Source organism: Lawsonibacter hominis (genome assembly GCF_014287895.1).
GTDB classification, from domain to species: Bacteria; Bacillota; Clostridia; order Oscillospirales; family Oscillospiraceae; genus Lawsonibacter_A; species Lawsonibacter_A hominis.
The window spans coordinates 1-609 of the sequence record NZ_JACOPP010000099.1 but is presented as its reverse complement, the minus strand read 5'-3'; the positions used below and the strand labels follow the sequence as shown (position 1 = coordinate 609).

Genomic DNA, 609 nt, shown 5'->3' with positions numbered 1-609 from the left:
TATCACCTCCTTTCCCGCCATAATATTTCCTTCGGCCTCACGGATGGCGGAATCGTAACGGGCCTGTCGTTCTTGTGCCAACTGCTGTTCACGGGCGTCTTGCTGCGCCCGCCTTTCATCAGCTTGCCGCTGCCGTTCCGCAGCAATGGGGGCATTGTGGGCTTTTGCTTCCTCATACCGTCCAAGCAGATTGGCAAATCCCAGATCAGCCCACCGGTCCGGGGCTTCCATACTCTGATTGAAAACCCTCTCGATCTCACCCCGGATGCCATGCTCCAGCGTAGGCAGCCATTTCAGGACTTCCTCAAGTCGGTGCCGCTGGTCAATGCCCACCATAAACCCGTCACATGGAATATAAACCGTTTGGAAGAACTCCCGTTTCTTCTCCATTGTGTAGAGTTCAATGCCGTTTTCGTTGTAGAAGCGGTAGTAGTAGTGCTTGTTGCCCATCAGGTCTTTGGCAAAGACCCGGTTCTCGTCTTTTTCCTTTGGCGGAAAGATGTCCTTTTTCTTTTCATCCGGTCGGGTATAGCGGGGAGAAAGACCGGTGCGCTCCAAACTGTCTGCAATCAGCTTTTGGACTTTTTCAATACCGCCATGCTTCTCAAC

The 609-nt window shown here is 52.7% G+C and carries 1 pseudogene; it reads right to left on the bottom strand.

Annotated elements, in window-relative coordinates:
- Positions 1–609: pseudogene (locus H8S57_RS16960) on the bottom strand (hypothetical protein); the annotation flags it as partial.